Source organism: Dongia sp., from assembly GCF_041905885.1.
Lineage (GTDB): Bacteria > Pseudomonadota > Alphaproteobacteria > Dongiales > Dongiaceae > Dongia.
Genome location: NZ_JAYRKD010000042.1, coordinates 1 through 21,737, shown reverse-complemented (window position 1 = coordinate 21,737; position 21,737 = coordinate 1). Strand labels below are relative to the sequence as shown.

General features: G+C 64.5%; 22 protein-coding genes and 3 tRNA genes. 17 read left to right on the top strand and 8 right to left on the bottom strand.

Annotated features, from left to right (window positions below):
• Positions 1 to 15 precede the first annotated feature (15 nt).
• The 5 genes from glnA to ACH2CY_RS26830 form a co-directional block, all read right to left on the bottom strand.
• Positions 16 to 1,425, bottom strand: a complete 1,410-nt coding sequence (gene glnA / locus ACH2CY_RS26850; protein ID WP_395023021.1) for a type I glutamate--ammonia ligase — start codon at positions 1,423 to 1,425, stop codon at positions 16 to 18.
• Between the two features lie 122 nt (positions 1,426 to 1,547).
• Positions 1,548 to 1,886 (bottom strand): P-II family nitrogen regulator, encoded by a 339-nt coding sequence (locus ACH2CY_RS26845; protein ID WP_028096232.1) that lies wholly within the window; start codon positions 1,884 to 1,886, stop codon positions 1,548 to 1,550.
• 134 nt (positions 1,887 to 2,020) lie between these two features.
• The gene (locus ACH2CY_RS26840) at positions 2,021 to 2,527 is read right to left on the bottom strand and encodes an isoprenylcysteine carboxyl methyltransferase family protein (protein WP_395023019.1); all 507 of its coding nucleotides are present in this window, start codon (positions 2,525 to 2,527) and stop codon (positions 2,021 to 2,023) included.
• Complete coding sequence (locus ACH2CY_RS26835) at positions 2,524 to 3,609, bottom strand: type III polyketide synthase (RefSeq protein WP_395023018.1); 1,086 nt, start codon at positions 3,607 to 3,609, stop codon at positions 2,524 to 2,526. Before ACH2CY_RS26835 ends, ACH2CY_RS26840 begins: the two co-directional genes overlap by 4 nt.
• A gap of 166 nt (positions 3,610 to 3,775) precedes the next feature.
• On the bottom strand, positions 3,776 to 4,957 hold the full coding sequence (locus ACH2CY_RS26830) for a pyridoxal phosphate-dependent aminotransferase (RefSeq protein WP_395023017.1): 1,182 nt from the start codon (positions 4,955 to 4,957) through the stop codon (positions 3,776 to 3,778).
• A 260-nt stretch (positions 4,958 to 5,217) separates the two neighbouring features.
• Here ACH2CY_RS26830 and ACH2CY_RS26825 point away from each other — a divergent pair.
• Together ACH2CY_RS26825 and ACH2CY_RS26820 are read left to right on the top strand one after the other, a co-directional pair.
• Positions 5,218 to 5,294, top strand: a tRNA-His gene (locus tag ACH2CY_RS26825).
• 168 nt (positions 5,295 to 5,462) lie between these two features.
• Positions 5,463 to 5,867 (top strand): hypothetical protein, encoded by a 405-nt coding sequence (locus ACH2CY_RS26820; RefSeq protein ID WP_395023016.1) that lies wholly within the window; start codon positions 5,463 to 5,465, stop codon positions 5,865 to 5,867.
• 257 nt (positions 5,868 to 6,124) lie between these two features.
• On the opposite strand, the gene ACH2CY_RS26815 is transcribed toward ACH2CY_RS26820, so the two are convergent.
• From ACH2CY_RS26815 to mce, 3 genes are read right to left on the bottom strand one after another with little or no spacing between them, the layout of a single operon-like run.
• Positions 6,125 to 6,682, bottom strand: a complete 558-nt coding sequence (locus ACH2CY_RS26815) for a DNA-3-methyladenine glycosylase I (protein WP_395023015.1) — start codon at positions 6,680 to 6,682, stop codon at positions 6,125 to 6,127.
• A 33-nt stretch (positions 6,683 to 6,715) separates the two neighbouring features.
• Positions 6,716 to 6,964, bottom strand: a complete 249-nt coding sequence (locus ACH2CY_RS26810; protein WP_395023014.1) for a DUF1467 family protein — start codon at positions 6,962 to 6,964, stop codon at positions 6,716 to 6,718.
• Positions 6,965 to 6,971: 7 nt separating this feature from the next.
• Complete coding sequence (gene mce / locus ACH2CY_RS26805; protein ID WP_395023013.1) at positions 6,972 to 7,376, bottom strand: methylmalonyl-CoA epimerase; 405 nt, start codon at positions 7,374 to 7,376, stop codon at positions 6,972 to 6,974.
• A gap of 122 nt (positions 7,377 to 7,498) precedes the next feature.
• Here mce and ACH2CY_RS26800 point away from each other — a divergent pair, with 122 nt between their 5' ends.
• From ACH2CY_RS26800 to ACH2CY_RS26730, 15 genes are all read left to right on the top strand, one after another.
• Positions 7,499 to 7,909, top strand: coding sequence for a nuclear transport factor 2 family protein (locus ACH2CY_RS26800; RefSeq protein WP_395023012.1), 411 nt, complete (start codon positions 7,499 to 7,501; stop codon positions 7,907 to 7,909).
• Positions 7,910 to 8,003: 94 nt separating this feature from the next.
• Positions 8,004 to 9,635: an SPOR domain-containing protein gene (locus ACH2CY_RS26795; RefSeq protein WP_395023011.1), complete on the top strand. Its 1,632-nt coding sequence runs from the start codon at positions 8,004 to 8,006 to the stop codon at positions 9,633 to 9,635.
• Between the two features lie 61 nt (positions 9,636 to 9,696).
• On the top strand, positions 9,697 to 10,464 hold the full coding sequence (locus tag ACH2CY_RS26790) for an HpcH/HpaI aldolase/citrate lyase family protein (RefSeq protein ID WP_395023009.1): 768 nt from the start codon (positions 9,697 to 9,699) through the stop codon (positions 10,462 to 10,464).
• Between the two features lies 1 nt (position 10,465).
• A complete protein-coding gene (locus ACH2CY_RS26785; protein ID WP_395023008.1) occupies positions 10,466 to 11,998 on the top strand; it encodes an NAD(P)H-hydrate dehydratase in 1,533 nt (510 codons plus the stop codon).
• A gap of 16 nt (positions 11,999 to 12,014) precedes the next feature.
• On the top strand, positions 12,015 to 12,428 hold the full coding sequence (locus ACH2CY_RS26780; RefSeq protein ID WP_395023006.1) for a GNAT family N-acetyltransferase: 414 nt from the start codon (positions 12,015 to 12,017) through the stop codon (positions 12,426 to 12,428).
• Between the two features lie 181 nt (positions 12,429 to 12,609).
• Positions 12,610 to 12,694 (top strand) — tRNA-Leu (locus tag ACH2CY_RS26775).
• A gap of 52 nt (positions 12,695 to 12,746) precedes the next feature.
• Positions 12,747 to 14,090, top strand: coding sequence for a trigger factor (tig, locus tag ACH2CY_RS26770; RefSeq protein WP_395023005.1), 1,344 nt, complete (start codon positions 12,747 to 12,749; stop codon positions 14,088 to 14,090).
• Positions 14,091 to 14,206: 116 nt separating this feature from the next.
• Positions 14,207 to 14,851 (top strand): ATP-dependent Clp endopeptidase proteolytic subunit ClpP, encoded by a 645-nt coding sequence (gene clpP, locus ACH2CY_RS26765; RefSeq protein ID WP_395023059.1) that lies wholly within the window; start codon positions 14,207 to 14,209, stop codon positions 14,849 to 14,851.
• 272 nt (positions 14,852 to 15,123) lie between these two features.
• The gene (gene clpX, locus ACH2CY_RS26760) at positions 15,124 to 16,389 is read left to right on the top strand and encodes an ATP-dependent Clp protease ATP-binding subunit ClpX (protein ID WP_395023004.1); all 1,266 of its coding nucleotides are present in this window, start codon (positions 15,124 to 15,126) and stop codon (positions 16,387 to 16,389) included.
• A 338-nt stretch (positions 16,390 to 16,727) separates the two neighbouring features.
• Positions 16,728 to 19,142, top strand: coding sequence for an endopeptidase La (lon, locus tag ACH2CY_RS26755; RefSeq protein ID WP_395023002.1), 2,415 nt, complete (start codon positions 16,728 to 16,730; stop codon positions 19,140 to 19,142).
• 176 nt (positions 19,143 to 19,318) lie between these two features.
• Positions 19,319 to 19,591, top strand: coding sequence for an HU family DNA-binding protein (locus ACH2CY_RS26750; RefSeq protein WP_395023001.1), 273 nt, complete (start codon positions 19,319 to 19,321; stop codon positions 19,589 to 19,591).
• 92 nt (positions 19,592 to 19,683) lie between these two features.
• On the top strand, positions 19,684 to 20,115 hold the full coding sequence (locus ACH2CY_RS26745; RefSeq protein WP_395023000.1) for an EamA family transporter: 432 nt from the start codon (positions 19,684 to 19,686) through the stop codon (positions 20,113 to 20,115).
• Positions 20,105 to 20,614 carry a DMT family transporter gene (locus ACH2CY_RS26740; protein ID WP_395022998.1) on the top strand — a complete coding sequence of 170 codons (510 nt, stop codon included), beginning with the start codon at positions 20,105 to 20,107 and terminating at the stop codon, positions 20,612 to 20,614. The genes ACH2CY_RS26745 and ACH2CY_RS26740 overlap by 11 nt, the downstream gene beginning before the upstream one ends.
• A 14-nt stretch (positions 20,615 to 20,628) precedes the next feature.
• Positions 20,629 to 21,333: a ribonuclease activity regulator RraA gene (locus ACH2CY_RS26735; protein WP_395022997.1), complete on the top strand. Its 705-nt coding sequence runs from the start codon at positions 20,629 to 20,631 to the stop codon at positions 21,331 to 21,333.
• A 182-nt stretch (positions 21,334 to 21,515) separates the two neighbouring features.
• A tRNA-Val gene (locus ACH2CY_RS26730) sits at positions 21,516 to 21,591 on the top strand.
• The last annotated feature ends 146 nt before the right edge of the window (positions 21,592 to 21,737 follow it).

The following is a 21,737-nucleotide window of genomic DNA, read 5'->3' as shown; positions in this document are numbered from 1 at the left end:
GGAAGAGGGTCCGGCTTAGGAAGAGTAGTACATCTTGAACTCGATCGGATGCGGGGTGTGCTCGAGGGCGTAGACCTCTTCCCACTTCAGCTCGAGATAGGCGCTGATGAAGTCCTCGGTGAAGACGTCGCCCTTCAGGAGGAAGCTCTTGTCGGCTTCCAGCGACTGCAGCGCCTCACGCAGCGAGCCGCAAACGGTAGGCACATTCTTCAGCTCCTCGGGCGGCAGGTCGTAGAGGTTCTTGTCCATCGGGTCGCCCGGGTGGATCTTGTTCTGGATGCCGTCGAGGCCCGCCATCACCATCGCCGCGAAGGCGAGGTAGGGGTTGGCGAGCGGATCCGGGAACCGCACCTCGACGCGCTTGCCCTTCGGGCTTGCGACATAGGGGATGCGGCAGGAGGCCGAGCGGTTGCGCGAGGAGTAGGCGAGCAACACCGGCGCCTCGAAGCCCGGAATCAGCCGCTTGTAGGAGTTGGTGGTCGGGTTGGTGAAGGCGTTCAGGGCCTTGGCGTGCTTGATGATGCCGCCGATGTAGTAGAGGCACATCTCGGACAGGTCGGCATAGCCGTTGCCCGCGAACAGCGGCTTGCCGTCCTTCCAGATCGACTGGTGCACATGCATGCCCGAACCGTTGTCGCCCTTGACCGGCTTGGGCATGAAGGTCGCCGTCTTGCCGTAGTTGTGGGCGACGTTCTTCACCACGTATTTGTACTTCTGCATCGCGTCGGCGCAGTTCACCAAGGTGCCGAACTTCACGCCGAGCTCATGCTGCGACGGCGCCACCTCGTGGTGATGCTTCTCGACCTCGACGCCCATGGCGGCAAGGGTGGTCAGCATCTCGCCGCGGAGGTCCTGGGCGGAGTCGAGCGGGGCGACCGGGAAATAGCCGCCCTTGATCTTCATGTGGTGGCCGTGGTTGCCCTCTTCGAATTTCTTGCCGGTGACATACGGCGCCTCTTCCGAGGTGAACTCGACGAAAGTCGCGTTCATGGTGACGTCGTAGCGGATGTCGTCGAACACGAAGAACTCGGCTTCCGGGCCGACATAGATGGTGTCGCCCACGCCGGAGCTCTTCACATAGGCTTCCGCCTTTTTGGCGATCGAGCGCGGGTCACGGCCGTAGTTCTGGCCGGTCAGCGGCTCGAGAATGTCGCAGTTGATGACCAGCGTGGTCTGCGCCGCGAAGGGGTCCATGATCGCGGTGGCGCAGTCCGGCTTCAGCACCATGTCGCTCTCGTTGATCGCCTTCCAACCGGCGATCGAGGACCCGTCGAACATGACGCCCTCGGTCAGCATGTCCTCATCGACGGTGCTGACATGCTGCGACAGGTGATGCCAGAGGCCGAGCGGGTCGGTGAAACGGAAATCGACGTACTTGACGTCCTGGGCTTTGATCAGCTCCAGGGTTTTCTTGACGCTGGACATGGTCTCTCTTCCGATCGTTTGTTGTTTGGTTTCTGGACCGCTCTCCCCCGGCGATCCTTTGGGTCACTCACTGCGCGGACGCATAGACCTTTCGGCTACTGTGCGCCACCATAGATTAGCGATTAGATCGCATCCGGCCCGCGCTCGCCGGTGCGGATGCGGATGGCTTCCTCGACATTGATGACGAAGATCTTGCCGTCGCCGATGCGCCCCGTGGCGGCCGCCTGGCGGATCGCCTCGATCGCGCGCTCGACCAGGTGGTCTTCCAGCACGACCTCGAGCTTCATCTTCGGCAGGAAATCGACGACATACTCGGCGCCGCGATAGAGCTCGGTATGGCCCTTCTGCCGGCCGAAGCCCTTGGCCTCGGTGACGGTGATGCCCTGGATCCCAACTTCGTGCAGCGCGTCCTTCACCTCGTCGAGTTTGAACGGCTTGATGATGGCTTCGATCTTTTTCATGCGTTCTCCAGGCCTTTCCCTGCCATAGGTTCCTCGCCCAATTCGCAAAGCTCGTGCCAGCGTCTAAGCCGCTGGAATCGCCATATTAATTTGTTGGTGCGCTGCGGAAATGCTGAATAATTAGGCGGGCATGCTTAGGAATCGGGCAGCGTTCGGCGCGGCGCGAGGCTGCCTTCCTCGACCCGGATCCGCCAACTGAGCACGGCGGCATTCAATCCCGAGAAGACCAGGGCCAGTGTCCACGAGCCCAGCGCCAGCGGCAACAGCGCAATCTCGGCGGCGACCACCCAATAGTTCGGGTGTTTGAGCAAGCGGTAGGGTCCGCTGCGTACCACCGGCGCGCCGCGCGGGACGATGATGCGGGTGGTCCAGTAGCGGCCGAGGCTCGCCATCACCCAGGCGCGCGCCAGCTCGGCGATCGCATAGCCTGCGACCGCCGGCCACCAGATTTCCGCCCGACCGGAAAGCGCCAGGATCCAGAGCGCCGTCAGCCATGACGTATGCAGCAGGACCAGCAGCGGATAGTGACCGGCGCCGATCTCGACCGCGCCATCGGCCAGCAGGCGTTGCGTGTTGCGCCGCGCGATCGCCAATTCGCCGAGGCGCTGCAATGTCACGAACAGGAGCAGCGCAAAAGTCATGCTTCCAGGATCTGGAAGCCGGCGCTGAAGCCGGGCCCGAGCGCCGTCATCAGCTGCCTGCCGGCCAGGCCGCGGTGCAGCATCCGCTCCAGCACGAACAGCACTGTCACCGCCGACATGTTGCCATGCTCGCGCAACACGTCGCGCGCCTCCTGCATCGTGCCGGGTTCGAGACCGAAGGCCTCTTCCAAAGCATCGAGCACCTTCACGCCGCCCGGATGGCAGACGAAGCCGGCGAGGTCGTCGCGACTGAGATCGCAACGCCCGAGGAAGGCGTCCATGGCCGGGCCGAACTCGTCGCGCACCAGAGCGGGAATGTCGCGGGAGAACAGCACGCCGAGCCCGTCATCCTCGACATGCCAGCCCATGACGTCGAGCGAGTCCGGCCAGGTATGGGTGCCGGAGGGGCCGAAGCGCAGGCCCTCCGATCCGGGCCGGCCGATCACCAGGGCCGCGGCCCCGTCGCCGAACAGCGCCGCAGCGACGATGTTGCTCTTCGAGAGATCGCCCTGGCGGAAGGTGAGGGCGCAGAGCTCGACCGCCAGGAACAGCACGTCGCCCCCACGGTCGTCCCTGTCGAGACTCCGGGCCAGCGCCACCGCGTGGCTCAGACCCAGCACGCCGCCAGCGCAGCCGAGGCCGAAGATCGGCAGGCGCAGAATGTGCGACGGCAAACCGAGCCGGTTGAGCAACAAGGCGTCGAGGCTCGGCGTCGCGATGCCGGTGGTCGATGCGACCACGACAGCGGCGATGTCCTGCGGCCTCCGCCCGGCTTGGGCAAGCGCATTCTCCGCCGCTTCGGTCAGCAGCTCGACTGCGTTGTCGAGATAGAGCTGGTTGCGCTCGCGCCAGCCATGCGGCTCCAGATACCAGTCGATCGGCACGCAGGAATAGCGGGTGGCGATGCCGGCATTTTCGAACACCGGCATCAGCCGGTCGATGTCGGATTTCTGACGATCGAACAGCCGCGGTGCGATCGCGGCGACCTCGCCCTGCGCGAGCCGGTGCTTCGGCACCGTCGTGGCGACCGAGAGCAGCGTCGGCGGGTCGTTTTCGAGCAGGCGAAGGGCGGCGCTGCGCATCGCTGAGAGCTTTCGATTGGAGGGCTCAACAGCAGCTAATCGCTGCACTGCAGCGACCGCCAATCACGAAACCGGGAGGCGTGGAGTCGTTGGCGAATAACCGGCCGCAAACAAAAACGCGTCCGACCTTGGTCGGACGCGTTCTGTCAGCTTGATGTCTAAAAGGTCAGGCTGCCTTGCGCTTTGCCAGGAAGCTGCCGATGCGCTTCATCGCCTCGGCGATGTTCTCGATTGAGTTGGCGTAGGAGATCCGCAGGTACCCTTCGCCATAGGCGCCGAAGCTGGTGCCGGCGATCGAGGCGACGCCGGCCTCGTCGAGCAGCGCCACTTCCAGCGCCTTCGACTTGAAGCCGGTGCCCTTGATATTCGGGAAGGCATAGAAGGCGCCAAGCGGCGTGATGCAGGAGACGCCGGGCAGCTTGTTCAGCTCGGCGACCACGAACTTCCGGCGCTCGTCGAACGCCTTCATCATCTTGTCGATCTCGCCGCGCGGGCCCTGCAGCGCCGCGATGCCGGCCCACTGGGCCGCCGCGTTGACGCAGGAATGCACGTTGATGCACAGGCGCGTGGCATGCTCGATCAGCGACTTCGGCCAGACCGAGTAGCCCATGCGCCAGCCGGTCATCGCGTAGGTCTTCGACCAGCCGTCCAGCACGATCAGGCGGTCGGCGAGCTGCGGATACTTGAGCAGGCTGGTGTGGACGTTGCCGTCGTAGAGCATCTCGGAATAGATCTCGTCCGACATGATCGCGACGTCCGGGTGCTTCTCCAGGCCGGCGACCAGCTTATCGATCTCGGCCTTGACGCAGATGCCGCCGGTCGGGTTGGCCGGCGAGTTGATGATGATGAGGCGGGTCTTCGGCGTGATGCGCGAGAGCACGTCCTCGGCCTTGAAGCCGAAGCCGTTCTCTTCCAGCAGCGGCAGCGGCACCGGGGTCGCGCCGGTGAACTTGATGGCACTCTCGTAGATCGGGAAGCCGGGGTTCGGATAAATGATCTCAGCACCCGGCTCGCCGAACATGGCGATCGCGAAATACATCGTGACCTTGCCGCCGGGGACGATCAGCACGTTGGCCGGATCGACGGTGACGCCGTGCCGGCGGTGCAGGTCGGCGGCGACCGCCTCGCGGACCTGCGGGATGCCGTTGGCCGGGGTGTAGCCGTGGTGGCCGTCTTTGAGCGCCTTGATCGCGGCCTCGACGATGTGGCCCGGGGTCTGGAAGTCGGGCTGGCCGATCGAAAGGCTGATGATGCTCTTGCCCTGGGCTTCCAGCGCCTTGGCGCGGGCGAGGACTTCGAAGGCGGATTCGGTGCCAAGACGGCCCATGCCGCTCGCAAGGTGAAGCATGAAAGATCCCTCAGTGAAGGCCCCTCAACCGGGGCCGGGTCGGGCCGGGAGTTTAGCGAAAGACCACACGGCCAGCGGGCCGAAGCCGACAGGAATTTGCATGCCGACGACAGCCCGAGACAAGGTGGAGAAGGGGGGATAAGCCCCGGCCGCGCCAAGCTTCATGCGGGTGGCTTGACGGTTCTGGCCCCCTCGGTTACATCCTCGCCGTTCTGAAGGGCCGTCCCGAGGGTTTCCTTGGCCGGCCCCGACGCGCGATGGCGGACGTAGCTCAGTTGGTTAGAGCGCCAGGTTGTGGTCCTGGATGTCGGGGGTTCGAGTCCCCTCGTTCGCCCCAGCGCCCCCTTTACTCCCGAGATTTCGCATTTTGCATCATTCCGTTCGTCCTCGCACGGCTCGGTCTGCGATGCATTTGACGCAATTCACCATATTACGGCACTGTTAATCCCGGTCTTGATCCCGTATAAATCCAATCAGGGATGGGCAGTCGGTGGGAGAACGACTGATGCGTTTCTTATTGATCGCTTCGGTGATCCTGCTTTCGGGATGCAGCACCGTTGAAGGCTGGTTCGGCGCCGGCAAGTCGGACGCGAAGGCGCCCGCAACGGAGGCCGCGGCACCGTCCGGCGGCAAGGTTACCATCACCAAGGCGACCTGGGCGGCCTTTGAAAACTATAAATATTGGCTGACCCCGATCGCCTGGCATAAGCCGATGGGCCAGGGCTATTTTGCCGTGGCACAGGATGGGCGGAGCTGGGGCTTGACCGGCTGCCCGGTGAACGAATGCATCGAGGGCATGCCGGTCAGCCAGGACGCGATCGACATCTGCCACACCCGCAGCGGCGGCGTGCCCTGCACCATCTTCGCGAAGGACGAAGCCATCATCGTCCCCTATGAGATCACTGAGTGAAGACGCGGTTACAGTAAATCCATAAGAGCCAATATTATTGCCCTAAAACGGGAATAAGAGGCGTGACACAATTCGGGGATGTGAGTACCGTCCCCTTCCCTCGGACATAACGAATCCGGGGCGAGCGAGCCGAAGGAGCACAGTCCAAGTTCTGGGAGGGACAGCGCCGAAAGCCGTAAGGTGGCAGCTCACAAAACACAGGGGACGCTACACTTCAAAGGGGCAGCCGCAAGGCCGCCTCTTTTTGATTCCGGCTTCTAGTACTTCATCCCCTTCTTCACAGCGGCCATCCAGGCCGGCTTCAGCTTGGCGATCTTCTTGTGGACCGGGCAGTCGGGAGCATGGGCGCCGGGGAGATAGCCGATGCTCATCAGGAACTCGCCGACGATCTCGCCGCCGGTGAAGACGAAGGTCTTCTTGAAGAGCTTCATCCATTCCGGCTTGGTCAGCGGATGTTGCGCGGCCAGCCAGGCGGCGAAGGAGCCGTGGCTCTTCTGCAGCGCCTGGATGCGCTTCGCGTTCTCGATCGCGGCGTTGACCTTGAGCTTGTTGCGGATGATGCCGGCATCGTTCAGCAGCCGCTTGCGATCCCGCTCGCCGTAGCGCGCGACCTTGGCGATCTCGAAGTTGTGGTAGGCGTCGCGGAAGCCCTGCTGTTTCTTCAGCATGGTGAGCCAGGAAAGGCCGGCCTGGTTGATCTCCAGGATCAGCCGCTCGAACAGCTCGTTGTCATCGGCGATCGGATAGCCGTAATGCTCGCCATGATAGGGCCCGTGCCATTCATGGCCGGGCGCCACCTTGCAATATCCGCTCATGATTTCCCCCAAAACCTTCCGAGCAGCCTTCGGCTACTTCGCATGCTCCAGCATGGTCAGCGACAGGCCGTAATGCCAGAACAGGAACACGCCGATGCCCCAGAGCACGAAGGTGATCAAGGTCGTCGCGATCAGCTTCTGCTTCAGATGGGTGACCGCCGGCGCGCCGGTATCGTGGCCGACCTCCGGGTTCTCGTTGCGCCTGACGCCCCAGGGCAGCACCGCGAACAGCACCACCCACCAGACGACCATGTAGATGAAGAAAGATCCGAGCCAGTTCATTTTCCGATTATGCCTGTTCGAGTTCGATGAGCGTGCCGAGGAAGTCCTTCGGGTGCAGGAACAGCACCGGCTTGTCATGGGCGCCGATCTTCGGCTCGCCGTCGCCGAGCACCCTTGCGCCCGAAGCTTTCAACTGGTCGCGCGCGGCCAGGATGTCATCCACCTCATAGCAGACATGGTGGATGCCGCCCGCAGGATTGCGCGCCAAGTAGCCGGCGATCGGCGATTCCTCGCCCAGCGGCTGCAAGAGCTCGATCTTGGTGTTCGGCAGCTCGACGAAGACGACGGTGACGCCGTGCTTCGGCTGTGCCACCGGCGCCGAGACCTTGGCGCCGAGCGCGCCGCCATAGAGCGCCGAAGCCGCGGCGAGGTCTGGCACTGCAATCGCCACGTGATTGAGACGGCCGATCATCGGTGGTATCCGGTCAAACTTGAGGGGCGGCCATGTTGCAGTGCACGTGCCCGGGGTGCAACCTCTCTTCGGTTGGAGACGACGCGGCCGCCGCGTCACAACAGCGCGATGGGAAATGAGATATGAGCGCCGATGTCGCGACCTTGGAATTTGCCAACGACGCCTTCTACCAGGCCTTCGCCGCGGGCAGTCTGGAGGCGATGGCGGCGGTCTGGGCCGAGCAGGCCAATGTCTTTTGCGTTCATCCCGGTTGGCCGCCGATCACCAATCGGACCGAGGTGCTGGCGAGCTGGCGGGAGATTCTCAGCAATGCCGGCCCGATTCCGGTGAGTGCGGTCGCGCCGAAGGCCACCATCTTCGGCGATATCGGACTGGTCTGCTGCTATGAGCGATTCGGCAACCAGCATCTGGTTGCCAGCAACCTGTTCATCCGCGCCGACGGCGGCTGGCGCATGATCCATCACCAGGCCGGTCCCCTGGCCCGCGTGCCGGAGGAGGCCAAGGCCCAGGACGAACCGCCGCCCCGGCACTAGAGAGGCGGCATTGAAACTGCATCTAGGGCACGGCGGCGCATTGCGCCCACCGGTCGGCGGCGGCATATTGGCGATCATGAATCGGATTTTTCCTTTGCGACTCAACATGAAGCTGGCCGCCCTGGCCTTGGCCGGGGCGGCTGCCGCCGGGACCGCCGCGCTGGCCGATTACAATGCCGGGCTCCAGGCCTTCAACGCCGGCAACTACAAGGCGGCGATGAAGGAGTGGAACGCGCCGGCCCAGGGCGGCGACGCCCAGGCGCAGCATGGGCTGGGCCTGATCTACGAGACCGGGCGCGGCCTGGACAAGCCGGACATCAAGGAAGCGATCCGCTGGTACGAGGCTTCGGCCAAGCAGGATTACGCGCCGGCGCTGAACAATCTCGCGATGCTCTATGCCAGCGGCCGCGGCGTCGCCAAGGACCAGAAGAAGGCGATCGAGCTCTGGAAGCAGGCGGCGGAGAAGAACAACACCACCGCCGAGTTCAATCTCGGCATCCAGTACATGCTGGGCGAGGGCCTGGCGAAGAGCGATGAAGAGGGCGCCCGCTGGATCGCCAAGGCGGCGGAGGGCGGCCTGCCTTACGCCCAGGCTTACATGGGACAACTCTATTACCAGGGCGTCGGCGTCCAGAAGGACGAGAAGGCCGCGCGCGACTGGCTGGAGCGCGCCGCCGCCAACGGCAGCAGCGACGCCAAGCGCTACCTCGAACAGATGGACGCCTCCAAGACGGAAGAAGCGTCGAAGAGCGAGCCTGCCAAGACCGAGCCCGCGAAGGTCGAGCTCGAGAAGACCGAGACTGCAAAGGAAGAAGCGCCGAAGACCGAGCCGGAAAAGAAGGCTGCGGAAGTGACCGAGCCGCCGAAGACCGAGGAACATGCGGCGACGGAACCGGCGACGCCCGAGACCGCGGCAAAGGCCAAAACGGCGGCGGATTCGCCGAAGACCGAAACCGCATCCACGACCAAGCCGGCGGATCAGCATGCCGAAGCCGCGCCGGCCGCTCCAGCTGAAGCTGAGACTCCGGCGACCACACAGGAAACGACCGGCAGCAGCATTCTCGACAGCGAGCCGAAGACCGAGCCTGAGCCCGTGGACACGCCGCCGCCGCCCGCCAGCAGCGCGGCGACTTCGGTGCCGAAAGCCGACGCGCACGCCGCCGAAGCAGCGAAGACCGACGACCACGCCGCGACCGAAACGCCGACCGAGCCGAAGCCGGCGGAGGCCGAGACCAAGGTCGCCGAAGCGGAGACGCCGGCCGTACAGCCCGCCGCGCCGGCTGAACCGCCGGCCGAGACGCAGGCTGAAACGCCGCCGCCGGCGGAAGCAGCCCCCGCGGAAGCCGCGCCGGCCGACACGGACCATGCCGAAGCTGCGCCCGCGCCTGAAGCCGCTCACGATGACGCAGCGGCGGCGCTCGAACAGCATCTGCCGATCGCGGACTCGCTGACCGCGGGCAAGCAGATCTTCCACATATGGCTCGGCCAGGACTGGGGCCAGGACCAGGCGGCGCGCAAGGCCTTCGACGGCGATGGCGGCGCGAAGACGAAGTTTGCACCTTTGCTCGACAGCTACGCTTTGGAAGTCCGGCAATTCGCCAGCGGCACCAACACGGCCTATCGTGTCTATGTGGGGCCGATCGAAAGTGTGCAGAAGGCGCAAGAGCTTTGCGCCAAGATCAAGGAACGCGACGGCGGACAGAAGTGCCGGCCGGTGATTAACTGAGCACCCGGCGCCAAGCCGCCTTCCTGCCCGATTGAACCCGAAATATGAGGAGAGACCACACGTGACCGCGCGCAGCATCAAGGAGCGCCTGAAAGCCGGCGAGAAGGTCCTGGCCGGCTGGGTCTATGGCCTGACCCCGGTGACCGCCGAGATCATGGCGATCGCCGGCTATTCGGCGCTGCTCATTGACCAGGAGCACGGGCCGACCGAGTTGCAGATGATCCACAGCCAGACGGTGGCGGCGGAATCGCGCGGCGCGCAGGTGATGGTGCGGGTGCCCTCGCATGATCCCAACCACGTGAAGCGCCTGCTCGACATGGGCATCTCGACCGTCATGTTCCCGATGGTGGATTCCGTCGCCGATGCCGAGGCGGTGGTCGCGGCCTGCTACTATCCGCCGCGCGGCCGGCGCGGTCTGGCGACCGGCGGCATCCGCGCGTCCGGCTACGGCCACGACACCAAGGGCTATTTCGACAGCATCCCGGTGCGCCAGATGGTGATGGCGCAGATCGAGACCCTGGGCGGGCTCGATGCGGTGGAGAAGATCGCCGCGGTCGATGGCGTCGATATGCTGTTCGTCGGGCCGAACGATCTCTCCACTTCGCTGGGCCATCTGGGGCAGGGCGATCACCCGACCGTGCGCAAGGCGATCGACCGGATCATCGCCGCGGCCAAGGCCAAGGGGAAATGGCTCGGCACGGTGCCGACCAAGGAGCGCGACGCGAAGGCCCTGTTTGCACTCGGCTTCGACCTGGTGATCTCGGGCTCCGACGTGGCGCTGCTGCGCGAAGCGGTTGCCAACCACGTCAAGGCGCAGAGTCCGTCTTGAGATGAAGCTGCGCTGGCATCGACACGGCCGCTCGGCCGAAGAGATTGCCGGCCTTCCGGTCGTCACCGCCGCGGAGATGCGCGCGGCGGAAGCAGCACTCTTCGCCCGCGGCACACCGAGCTTCGACGTGATGGCGACGGCGGGCCGCGCCGTGGTCGAGGCAATCCGCCTGCGCTGGCCGACGCCGTTCAAGCGGGCGCTGGTCCTGGCCGGTCCGGGCAACAACGGCGGCGACGGCTTCATCGTCGCCTCGGAATTGAAAGCGCTCGGCTTGGACGTGCATGTCGCGGCGATGCAGGCCCGCGAGCTCTACAGCGGCGATGCCGCGCGCGCCGCTGCGCTCTGGGGCGGGTCGATCGCGAAGCTCGAGCCCGGCGCCTTGGCAAAGCTGGACGAGGGCGACTGCGTCGTCATCGACGCAATCTTCGGCATCGGCCTGGCGCGTCCGGTTGCGGATGCGGTGAAGGCGGTCATCCACGCCCTGCATGGCCGGCCTTGCCCGGTGGTCGCGGTCGATGTGCCGAGCGGCATCGATGCCGATACCGGCGCGGTGCTGGGCGCAGCACCCCGGGCTGCGCTCACGGTCACCTTCGGCTGGCCGAAGCGCGGACATCTGCTGCTGCCCGGACGCGAATGGGCGCGCGATCTGGTGGTGGCGGATATCGGCTGCCGCGACGAGGACCTGCCCGATCTCGCGAAGGTTCCGCGGGTCAACGGCACCGCGCTCTGGCGCAACCACCTGCCGCTGCCTTCGGCGGCGGATCACAAATACACCCGCGGCCATGCATTGGTGGTCGGCGGCGCGACCATGCCGGGGGCGACGCGGCTGGCCTCGCGCGCGGCGCGGCGGGTCGGCGCCGGCATGCTGACCGTCGCCGCACCGCGCGAGGCGCATCCCTATTACCTGATCGACCAGCCCGGCCTGATCGTGCGCGAGGCCGCCGATGCCGCGGCGCTGCAAGCCCTGCTCGAAGACAAGCGCTTCACGTCCGTGCTGGTCGGATCCGGCTTGCCGGCCGACAGCGCCACCGCCGGCGCGGTCGAGACGGCGGCGGCTTCCAACCGCGCGCTGGTCATCGACGGCGGCGGCTTGACCGCGTTTGCCGGCGGCGTCGATGCGCTCGCCAAGCTCGGCCGGGCGGACATCGTGCTCACGCCGCATGAAGGCGAGTTCGCGCGTCTCTTCCCCGACCTCAAAGGCGACAAGCTGGTCCGCGCCCGTGAAGCCGCGCGCCTTTCGGGTTGCACGGTGGTGATGAAAGGCGCCGACACGGTCATTGTCGCGCCGGACGGAAGGGCGGCGATCAATGCCGATGCGCCGGCCTGGCTGGCGACCGCCGGCTCGGGCGATGTTCTGGCCGGGCTGATCCTGGGGCTGCTGGGGCAGGGGATGCCGGCCTTCGAGGCGGCGGCGGCCGGGGTGTCGCTGCACGGCATGGCCGGCGCGGCCTTCGGGCCCGGCCTCATCGCCGAGGACCTGCCGGAACTGATTCCGGAAGTCCTCCGGCTGCTCTCCGAGGTGGACCCTGAATGAGCTTTCGCCCGACTTGGTGATCCGGCCGGCTCAGCCGGAGGATCATCCCGCCTGTGCCGCGGTCTTCCTGGCGGCCTATCGGCAGGCCTTTCCGCTGCACCCGCCCGACTATTACGTGCCCGAGCGCTACTTCGAGAGCATCACCGGCGAGGAGCAATGGGTGGCGGTCCAGGCCGGCCAGATAATTGCTGTATTATCAATCTATTGGCCCGAGAACTTTATCCACAGCCTCTACGTCGAACCGCGGCTCCAGAACCGCGGGATCGGGCGGCGGCTGCTGGAGGCGGTGGTGGCCCGCGCCAAGGGCATCTGCGAATTGAAATGCGACAAGGTCAACAAGCGGGCGGTCGCCTTCTACGAGCACCTCGGCTGGTGCGAAGTGGGCGAGGGCGAGGCCGAGACCGGGCCCTGGGTAAGGTTGCGGAAATAGTGCGATTTCCGCACCTTGAGCTCCGGGGCGAATTTGCTTGTAAGGGTGGGTTTCGTGGGATAAACCCGCGCCCTGATTTCACCGGATTTCCCCTGGGATTCCTGGGGGTCGGAAGGCGCTTCTGAGCGGCCGGATCGCGGCCTCTGAACCGGTTCGCCGGACCCCTCGGGAGTAACTTCGGGCGGGCGTGGCGGAACTGGTAGACGCGCGGGATTTAGGTTCCCGTGACGCAAGTCGTGGGGGTTCAAGTCCCTCCGCCCGCACCAAAGATCCGGCTCGGCGATTTAGGGTCAATCATCAGAGCAGAGTTGGACGATCATGCAGGTTACCGAAACCAATACCAGCGGCCTGAAGCGCGAATACAAGGTCGTGGTGCCCGCGGACGACCTCAAGTCGAAGGTCGATGGCAAGCTCGTCGAGCTCGGCCAGAAGGTCCAGCTTCCCGGCTTCCGCCCGGGCAAGGTGCCGATGGCCGAGCTGAAGCGCCGCTACCAGAAGAACGTGCTGGGCGAGGTGATCAACGAGGCCGTCAACGAGGGCTCGCACAAGCTGATGCACGAGAACAACCTGCGCCCGGCCGGGCAGCCCAAGGTCGAGATCACCAAGTTCGAGGAGAATTCCGACCTCGAGTTCAGCGTCGCCATGGAAGTCATCCCGGAAATCAAGCCGATGGACTTCAAGACCGTGAAGCTCGAGCGGGTGAAGGTCGAGGTTCCGGACAAGGAAGTCGATGACCGCCTCGAGATGCTGGCCAAGCGCCAGGGCGGCTCCGACGTCGCCGCCGACGACCATGCCGCCGCCAAGGGCGACATCGCCGTCATCAACTTCGTCGGCAAGGTCGATGGCGTCGCTTTCGACGGCGGCAGCGCCGAGGGCCATTACCTGGAGCTGGGCTCGGGCCAGTTCATTCCGGGCTTCGAGGACCAGCTGATCGGGATCAAGAAGGGCGAGAGCAAGGTCGTGAAGGTGACCTTCCCGGCCGAATACGCCAACAGCGACCTGGCCGGCAAGGCGGCCGAGTTCGACGTGACCGCGACCGAGATCCGCGCCCCGAAGCCGGCGGCGCTCGACGACGAGCTGGCGAAGTCGCTGGGGCTCCAGGATCTCGCTGATCTCAAGAAGCAGACCAAGGAGCGGATGGAAGGCGAATACGGGCAGGTCGCCCGCGCCCGGGTGAAGCGCAAGCTCCTCGACGTGCTCGCCGACAACCACGAGTTCACTCTGCCTGAGGGGCTGGTGGATATTGAATTCCAGGCGATCTGGCGCCAGATCGAAGAGGACATGAAGGCGGACCGCCTCGACGAAGAGGACAAGGGCAAGACCGAGGAGCAGCTGAAGCAGGAGTATCGCGACATCGCGGTCCGCCGCGTGAAGCTCGGCCTCTTGCTCTCGGAAGTCGGTCGCCTAAATAACATCGAGGTCGCCCTGGAAGACCTGACCCGGGCCCTGATCGCCGAGGCGCGGCGCTATCCCGGACACGAGAAGAAGGTGTTCGAATACTACCAGAGTTCGCCGGAGGCTCTGAACCAGCTGCGCGCGCCGCTCTATGAGGAGAAGGTCGTGGACTTCATCCTGGAGCAGGCGGCGATCACCGACCGCGCGGTGACGCCGGAGCAATTCGCCAAGGAAGGCGAAGACGAGCTGGCGGCGCTGAAGAAGTAACGGACCCGGTTCCCTTGCGGGTACGCAAAGAGGGCGATCGGGCGCTAAGATTGGAGCAGGGGCCGAGTCGGCGGATATCAGGGTCGACCGGCGCAACGGAGTAGAGCAGCACCATGATCAGAGACCGCGACCCGATCGAGACCTACAACAACCTGCTGGTGCCGATGGTGGTCGAGCAGACCAACCGCGGCGAGCGCGCCTATGACATCTATTCGCGCCTCCTGAAGGAGCGGATCATATTCGTGGTCGGCCCGGTCAACGACGGCATGGCCAGCCTGGTCTGCGCCCAGCTGCTGTTCCTCGAGTCCGAGAATCCGAAGAAGGAAATCTCGCTTTACATCAACTCGCCGGGCGGCGTGGTGACCTCGGGCCTCGCGATGTACGACACCATGCAGTACATCCGCCCCGAGATCGCGACCGTCTGCGTCGGTCTCGCGGCCTCGGCCGGCTCGCTGCTGCTGACCGCCGGGCGCAAGGGCAAGCGGTACAGCCTGCCCAACTCGAACATCATGATTCACCAGCCTTCGGGCGGCTTCCAGGGCCAGGCGGCGGATATCGAGATCCATGCCCGCGAGATCCTGAAAACCCGCGACCGGCTGAACAAGATCTACGTGAAGCATACCGGCCAGGAACTCTCGAAGATCGAGAACGCCATGGACCGCGACCGCTTCATGACTCCGGAAGAGGCGAAGGATTTCGGGCTGATCGACGAGGTCGTGACCGAGCGCCCGCGGTCCGGGGACGACGACAAGAGTTCCTGAGGCGTTTCGTCGAAGGAATTACCCGCGGATTTTGCCAGAGGTTTTTGGGGTTATTGAACAGGCCCGGAACCGTCTTTGGAACCAGGTTGCCCTTAAGCTTTTCTCAGGAATATCGGGCTAGGCTAAGCTGGCCGTGGAAGGCGCGTTGCAGTCCTGCCGCAGCGTGCCGCCCGGTGTGCGAAAAGGCCAAAAACTCGTTGTGTGACCGCGAATTAACGGTTTAACATGATTGTCGCGCAGCGAATCCCAGGCGCGACGCAGATAGGTCGGCGATGAACAAGTCCACCAACGGCGACTCCAAGAACACCCTCTATTGCTCCTTTTGCGGCAAAAGCCAGCACGAGGTCCGCAAGCTCATCGCCGGACCGACCGTTTTCATCTGCGACGAATGCGTCGAGCTCTGCATGGACATCATCCGTGAAGAGCACAAGACCACCCTGGTCAAGTCGCGCGACGGCGTGCCGAGCCCGCGGGACATCTGCAAGGTCCTCGACGATTACGTGATCGGCCAGGACCATGCGAAGAAGGTCCTCTCGGTCGCGGTGCACAACCACTACAAGCGGCTCTCCCATGCCGGGAAGCAGAACGACGTCGAGCTGTCGAAGTCGAACATCCTGCTGGTCGGCCCGACCGGTTGCGGCAAGACGCTGCTGGCGCAGACCCTGGCCCGCATCATCGACGTGCCGTTCACGATGGCGGATGCGACCACGCTCACCGAAGCCGGCTATGTCGGCGAGGACGTCGAGAACATCATCCTGAAGCTGCTGCAATCGGCGGACTACAATGTCGAGCGTGCGCAGCGCGGCATCGTCTACATCGACGAAGTCGACAAAATCAGCCGCAAGTCGGACAACCCGTCGATCACCCGCGATGTCTCGGGTGAGGGCGTGCAGCAGGCCCTGCTGAAGATCATGGAAGGCACCATCGCCTCGGTGCCGCCGCAGGGCGGTCGCAAGCATCCGCAGCAGGAGTTCCTGCAGGTCGACACCACCAACATCCTGTTCATCTGCGGCGGCGCTTTCGCGGGTCTCGAGAAGATCATCGCCCAGCGCGGACGCAGCGGTTCGGCGATCGGCTTCGGCGCCGATGTGCGCGGCCCGGATGAGCGCGGCGCCGGCGAGATCCTGCGCGAGGTGGAGCCCGAGGATCTGCTGAAGTTCGGCCTGATCCCCGAGTTCGTCGGCCGTCTGCCGGTGGTGGCGACCCTGACCGATCTCGACGAGCCGGCCTTGATCAAGATCCTGACCGAGCCGAAGAATGCGCTGGTGAAGCAGTACCAGCGCCTGTTCGAGATGGAAGACGTCCGTCTCGAGTTCGCCGACGACGCCCTTTCCGCCATCGCCCGCAAGGCGATCGCGCGCAAGACCGGCGCCCGTGGGCTGCGCTCGATCATGGAAGGCATCCTGCTCGAGCCGATGTTCGAGCTGCCCGGCCTCGACGGTGTCGAAGCCATGGTCATCAGCCGCGAGGTGGTGGAGGGGAACGCGCGTCCGCTCTACATCTACACCGACCGTGCTGGCGGCGCGGCCGGCGCCTGACCTGCCAACGGTCCTAAGCTGCTCGCTGCGCTCAACGATTCCGCCTCGACTGGGTTCGATTCGGAAGTCCACCATGATGCAGATCATGGCGGGATCCTTGCGTCCCTTGATAAAGGTCGGGACGTGCCCAAATAAGTTAACGAGTTGGACTGGCGGGCTGCGGCGCTCGAACCGCGGATGTCCTTTCGGCGAAGCCTATCAATCACTTATCCACAGCCGAATCCAAGGCGAGAGCAAAAAAAGCCCCGAACCGCGTCGCGGTGCCAGGGTCAACGATTGCAGTGTGGCGGCGGCCGGCGTTAGTCTGGCCAAAGCCCTGGAGAACTTGAAGAATCACCATGGAAAACAATCCCGGCCCATCATCCCAGAACTATCCGGTGTTGCCGCTTCGGGACATCGTGGTCTTCCCGCACATGATCGTGCCGCTCTTCGTGGGGCGCGAGAAGTCGGTGAAGGCGCTGGAAGACGTGATGAAGGATGACAAGCAGATCCTGCTGGTCACCCAGAAGAACGCGGCCCAGGACGATCCCAGCCCCGCCGACATCTATTCCGTCGGCACCGTCGGCACCGTATTGCAACTCCTGAAGCTGCCCGACGGCACCGTGAAGGTGCTGGTCGAAGGCGGCTACCGCGCGCGGATCAAGAAGTTCGCTGAGAACGACCAGTTCTTCGTGGCGGAAGCCGCGGCTTTGACCGATGCCGCCGATCCCGCCGGCAAGGAAGTCGAGGCGCTGGCGCGCTCGGTGGTCTCGCAGTTCGAGCAGTACATCAAGCTCAACAAGAAGGTGCCGCCCGAGGTGCTGGTCTCGATCAATCAGATCGAAGACCCGTCGAAGCTCGCCGACACCGTCGCCTCGCATCTCTCGCTGAAGATCGCGGAGAAGCAGGAACTCTTGGAGATCGGTTCGGTCTCCGAGCGGCTGGAGAAGATCTATGCCTTCATGGAAGGCGAGATCGGCGTGCTCCAGGTCGAGAAGCGCATCCGCTCGCGCGTGAAGCGCCAGATGGAGAAGACCCAGCGCGAGTACTACCTGAATGAGCAGATGAAGGCGATTCAGAAGGAGCTCGGCGAGGGCGAGGACGGCCGCGACGAGATCGCGGAGATCGAAGAGCGGGTGAAGAAGACCAAGCTCTCGAAGGAAGCGCGCGAGAAGGCCCAGGCGGAAGTGAAGAAGCTCCGCACCATGAGCCCGATGTCGGCGGAAGCCACGGTCGTGCGCAACTACCTCGACTGGATCCTGTCGATTCCATGGTCGAAGCCGACCAAGATCAAGCGCGACATCCGCCTGGCGGAGAAGGTGCTGAACGAGGACCACTATGGTCTGGAGAAGGTCAAGGAGCGCATCCTTGAGTATCTCGCCGTGCAGCAGCGCCAGAAGCGGATCAAAGGCCCGATCCTCTGCCTGGTCGGCCCGCCGGGCGTCGGCAAGACCTCGCTCGGCAAGTCGATCGCGCGAGCGACCGGCCGCAACTTCGTGCGCATCAGCCTGGGCGGCGTGCGTGACGAGGCCGAGGTGCGCGGCCATCGCCGGACCTATATCGGTTCGATGCCGGGCAAGGTCATCCAGGCGATGAAGAAGGCGAAGTCCTCGAACCCGTTGTTCCTCCTCGACGAGGTGGACAAGCTGGGCCAGGACTGGCGCGGCGATCCGTCGTCGGCTTTGCTCGAGGTCCTCGACCCCGAGCAGAACTCGACCTTCGCCGATCACTATCTCGAGGTCGATTACGACCTGTCGGATGTCATGTTCATCACGACCGCCAACTCGCTGCGGATGCCGCAGCCATTGCTGGATCGTATGGAGATCATCCGCATCCCCGGTTACACCGAGGACGAGAAGGTGGAGATCGCCAAGCGCCACTTGATCCCGAAGCAGATCAAGGACCACGGCCTGAAGAAGGACGAATGGGCGCTGTCGGATGACGCGATCCGCGACCTCGTGCGCTATTACACGCGCGAGGCCGGTGTGCGTAACCTGGAGCGCGAGATCGCCAACCTGGCGCGGAAGTCGATAAAAGAGATTCTGATGAAGAATCTCGAGAAGGTGACCATCACCCGTAAGAATCTCGGCAAGTATGCCGGGATCAAGAAGTTCCGTTACGGCGAAGCCGAGCTGACCGACATGGTCGGCGTCGTGACCGGCTTGGCTTGGACGGAAGTGGGTGGCGAGATCCTGACCATCGAAGCGGTGACGCTGCCCGGCAAGGGCCGCGTGACCGCGACGGGCAAGCTCGGCGATGTCATGAAGGAATCCGTGCAAGCGGCCGAATCCTTCGTGAAGTCGCGGTCGGTGGAATTCGGCATCAAGCCGACCGTCTTCAACCGGCGCGACATCCACGTGCACGTGCCCGAGGGTGCCACGCCGAAAGACGGTCCCAGCGCCGGCGTCGCCATGGTCACCACGATCGTCTCGGTGCTGACCGGCATTCCGGTCCGCCGCGACGTGGCGATGACCGGCGAGGTCACCCTGCGTGGCCGCGTGCTGCCGATCGGCGGGTTGAAGGAGAAGCTCCTGGCGGCACTCCGGGCCGGCATCAAGACCGTCCTCATTCCTTCGGAGAATGAGAAGGACTTGGCCGACATCCCGGACAACGTGAAGAAGGGCCTCGAGATCATCCCGGTCGAGAGCGTCGATCAGGTGCTGAAGACGGCGCTCACCAAGCCGTTGACGCCGGTCGAATGGATCGAGCCGGCGGAGATCGAGACCCCGGCTTCCAAGGAAGGCGAGGACGAGCGCGGTGTGGTGACGCACTGACCCCGCGTTAGGTCGAAAGTCGTGTAAGCTGCGGAAAACCCCGGGGATTTATCCCCGGGGTTTTTTGCGGTTATGATTGACGCCCGTCATTTCTGCACTAGAATCCGCGCCGATTTCGCCCTGGCGCTCCCAGCCGGGCATTCACCCAGAAGAATGAAGAGAGAAGGGGGTCCCCCGTGAATAAGAACGACCTGATCGCCGAAGTGGCGGACGATACCGGATTGTCGAAGACCGATGCGGCGAAGGCGGTCGATGCAGTTTTCGATTCCATCACCCGGGCGCTGAAGAAGAACCAGGAGATCCGCCTGGTCGGCTTCGGCACCTTCCACGTCGCTAAGCGCGCGGCCTCGAAGGGCCGCAACCCGCGCACCGGCGAGGAGATCGAGATCCCGGCTTCCAAACAGCCGAAGTTCAAGGCCGGCAAGGGCCTGAAGGACGCGGTCAACTAAACGCGGTCGCCCGATCGAATCGTCGACATCCGACCAACGGCCGGCCGCCCGGGAAACCGCGGCGGCCGGTTCGCTTTTGGAAGCACAGCGCCATGTCATCCGGAGTTTCATTCGGCCGCCTCGTGCCTGTCGTCTTCATCCTGCTCTGGTCCTCGGGCTGGGTCGCGGCGGAGTTCGGCACGATGGTTTCGCCGCCGCTCATCTTCCTGGTGATCCGCTTCGGCGTCGCGATCCTCTTCTTCGCCGCGATCGGCGTGCTTTCCGGCGCGCGCCTGCCGCGGAGCCGCCGCGAGCTCGGCCGCATCCTGGTCTCGGGCGTCCTGCTGCATGGTGGTTATCTCGGCCCGGTCTGGTGGGCGATCGGGCAGGGCGTGCCGGCGGGGATCTCCGGCATCATCGCGGGCCTGCAGCCGCTGCTGACCGCCCTGCTGGCGCCCTATGTCCTCGACGAGCGCCTCAGCCGGCTGCAGAAGCTCGGTCTGGTCCTCGGCTTCCTCGGCGTCGCCCTCGCGGGTGTTGCCTAAGCTCCAGCACCAGATCGGGACGGGCGCCTCGGCCGGCATCCCCTGGTTCCCGGTGCTGGTCAACATCCTCGGCATGGTCTCGGTCACCTGCGGCACCATCTACCAGAAGCGATTCCTGCAGGGCACCGACATCCGCTGGGCCGCGACCCTGCAATATCTCGCGGCGGTCGTCGTGATCATGCCCTTCGCTTTCCTGCTGGAGCCGATGCATATCGACTTCGGCTGGCAGTTCGTCGCGGTTCTCGCCTGGTCGGTGCTCGGGACCTCGGTCGCCGCGATCCTGCTGCTGCTCTATCTGCTGAACAAGGGCCAGGTCAGCCGTGTCGCCTCGCTGGTCTACTTGGTGCCGCCGCTGGCGGCCCTGCAGGCTTGGCTGTTCCTGCATGAGGCACTGACGCCGCTCACCATCGCCGGCACGGCGATCGTGGTGGCCGGGGTCTATCTGGCGAATTATAAAGGCAAGGAGCCGGCGGCCGCTCCGTCGCCGGCCGCGCAATAGGCGGGGAAAAGCGCATGTCAACCGATAGCAGGATCGTCGACATTCTCTCCAAGGTCACGACCGCGACCATCACCACCATCCTGCTGAAGAAGGGTCTGAGGAACGTCTGGCTGCGCGGCGTTGCGCCGCTCAAGGCCGATCAGCCGCGCAAGGTGGGTCGCGCCTTCACGCTCCGCTTCGTGCCGATGCGCGAGGATCTGGCGACTCCGGAATCCTGGTCGGCGCCGATCTCGACCCGGGTCGGGATTGAGCATATGCCGGAGGGCTGCATCGCCGTGGTCGACGGCAACGGCGTGACCCATGCCGGCATCTTCGGCGACATCCTCTGCGCGCGGATGAAGCAGCGCGGCGTCGCCGCCCTGGTGACCGACGGCGCGGTGCGCGACGTCGCCGGCGTGCGCGAGACCGGGCTCGCGGTCTGGAGCCAGGGCATCGCCTCGCCGCCTTCGGTCACCGGCCTCACCTTCGTCAATTGGCAGGAACCCATTGGATGTGGCGGCGTCGCCGTCTTCCCGAACGACATCATGGTCGCCGACGGCGACGGCGTGGTGGTGATCCCGGCGGCGCTGGTCGATCACGTGCTGGAACTGGCGCCGGAGCAGGAGCAGCTCGAAGCTTGGATCATGCAGGAAGTGGAGAAGGGGACACCGCTCCCCGGCCTCTACCCCGCCAATGCCGAGACCAAGGCAAGGTATGAGGCCTCGAAGAAGAAGCTCTGACCGTTAAACCCAAACTCGATCGTCATGCCAAGGCTTGGCCTTGGCATCCACGAGTTTGCCGGCCCTAAATTCGTGGATGCCAGGCCTAAAGCCTGGCATGACGGCTGTGTTTGTTGAGGCATTCGGCCCACTGGCCAACCCCGCGGACTTCCTCTAAACAGAAGTCCAGAGCGCTGAGGGCAGGGCGATTAGCTCAGTTGGTAGAGCGCTTCCTTTACACGGAAGATGTCGGGGGTTCGAGTCCCTCATCGCCCACCAAGCCTGCGCAGTCCTTATCTGTCCGGACCGGACACATAGGTAACAGGTCGTACTGGAGACATGGGTTACAACCCGGGGCCAAACGGGTTGTCTGTGGGTTGCAGGGTCTTTTGCTCCAGATCGATGAAGCCGAGATCGTAGCGCAT

Bases quoted from the DNA above. Each gene is read 5' to 3' on its own strand.
- glnA (WP_395023021.1), bottom strand. From the start codon at position 1,425: ATGTCCAGCGTCAAGAAAACCCTGGAGCTGATCAAAGCCCAGGACGTC.
- ACH2CY_RS26845 (WP_028096232.1), bottom strand. From the start codon at position 1,886: ATGAAAAAGATCGAAGCCATCATCAAGCCGTTCAAACTCGACGAGGTG.
- ACH2CY_RS26840 (WP_395023019.1), bottom strand. From the start codon at position 2,527: ATGACTTTTGCGCTGCTCCTGTTCGTGACATTGCAGCGCCTCGGCGAA.
- ACH2CY_RS26835 (WP_395023018.1), bottom strand. From the start codon at position 3,609: ATGCGCAGCGCCGCCCTTCGCCTGCTCGAAAACGACCCGCCGACGCTG.
- ACH2CY_RS26830 (WP_395023017.1), bottom strand. From the start codon at position 4,957: ATGCTTCACCTTGCGAGCGGCATGGGCCGTCTTGGCACCGAATCCGCC.
- ACH2CY_RS26820 (WP_395023016.1), top strand. From the start codon at position 5,463: ATGCGTTTCTTATTGATCGCTTCGGTGATCCTGCTTTCGGGATGCAGC.
- ACH2CY_RS26815 (WP_395023015.1), bottom strand. From the start codon at position 6,682: ATGAGCGGATATTGCAAGGTGGCGCCCGGCCATGAATGGCACGGGCCC.
- ACH2CY_RS26810 (WP_395023014.1), bottom strand. From the start codon at position 6,964: ATGAACTGGCTCGGATCTTTCTTCATCTACATGGTCGTCTGGTGGGTG.
- mce (WP_395023013.1), bottom strand. From the start codon at position 7,376: ATGATCGGCCGTCTCAATCACGTGGCGATTGCAGTGCCAGACCTCGCC.
- ACH2CY_RS26800 (WP_395023012.1), top strand. From the start codon at position 7,499: ATGAGCGCCGATGTCGCGACCTTGGAATTTGCCAACGACGCCTTCTAC.
- ACH2CY_RS26785 (WP_395023008.1), top strand. From the start codon at position 10,466: ATGAAGCTGCGCTGGCATCGACACGGCCGCTCGGCCGAAGAGATTGCC.
- tig (WP_395023005.1), top strand. From the start codon at position 12,747: ATGCAGGTTACCGAAACCAATACCAGCGGCCTGAAGCGCGAATACAAG.
- clpX (WP_395023004.1), top strand. From the start codon at position 15,124: ATGAACAAGTCCACCAACGGCGACTCCAAGAACACCCTCTATTGCTCC.
- lon (WP_395023002.1), top strand. From the start codon at position 16,728: ATGGAAAACAATCCCGGCCCATCATCCCAGAACTATCCGGTGTTGCCG.
- ACH2CY_RS26745 (WP_395023000.1), top strand. From the start codon at position 19,684: ATGTCATCCGGAGTTTCATTCGGCCGCCTCGTGCCTGTCGTCTTCATC.
- ACH2CY_RS26735 (WP_395022997.1), top strand. From the start codon at position 20,629: ATGTCAACCGATAGCAGGATCGTCGACATTCTCTCCAAGGTCACGACC.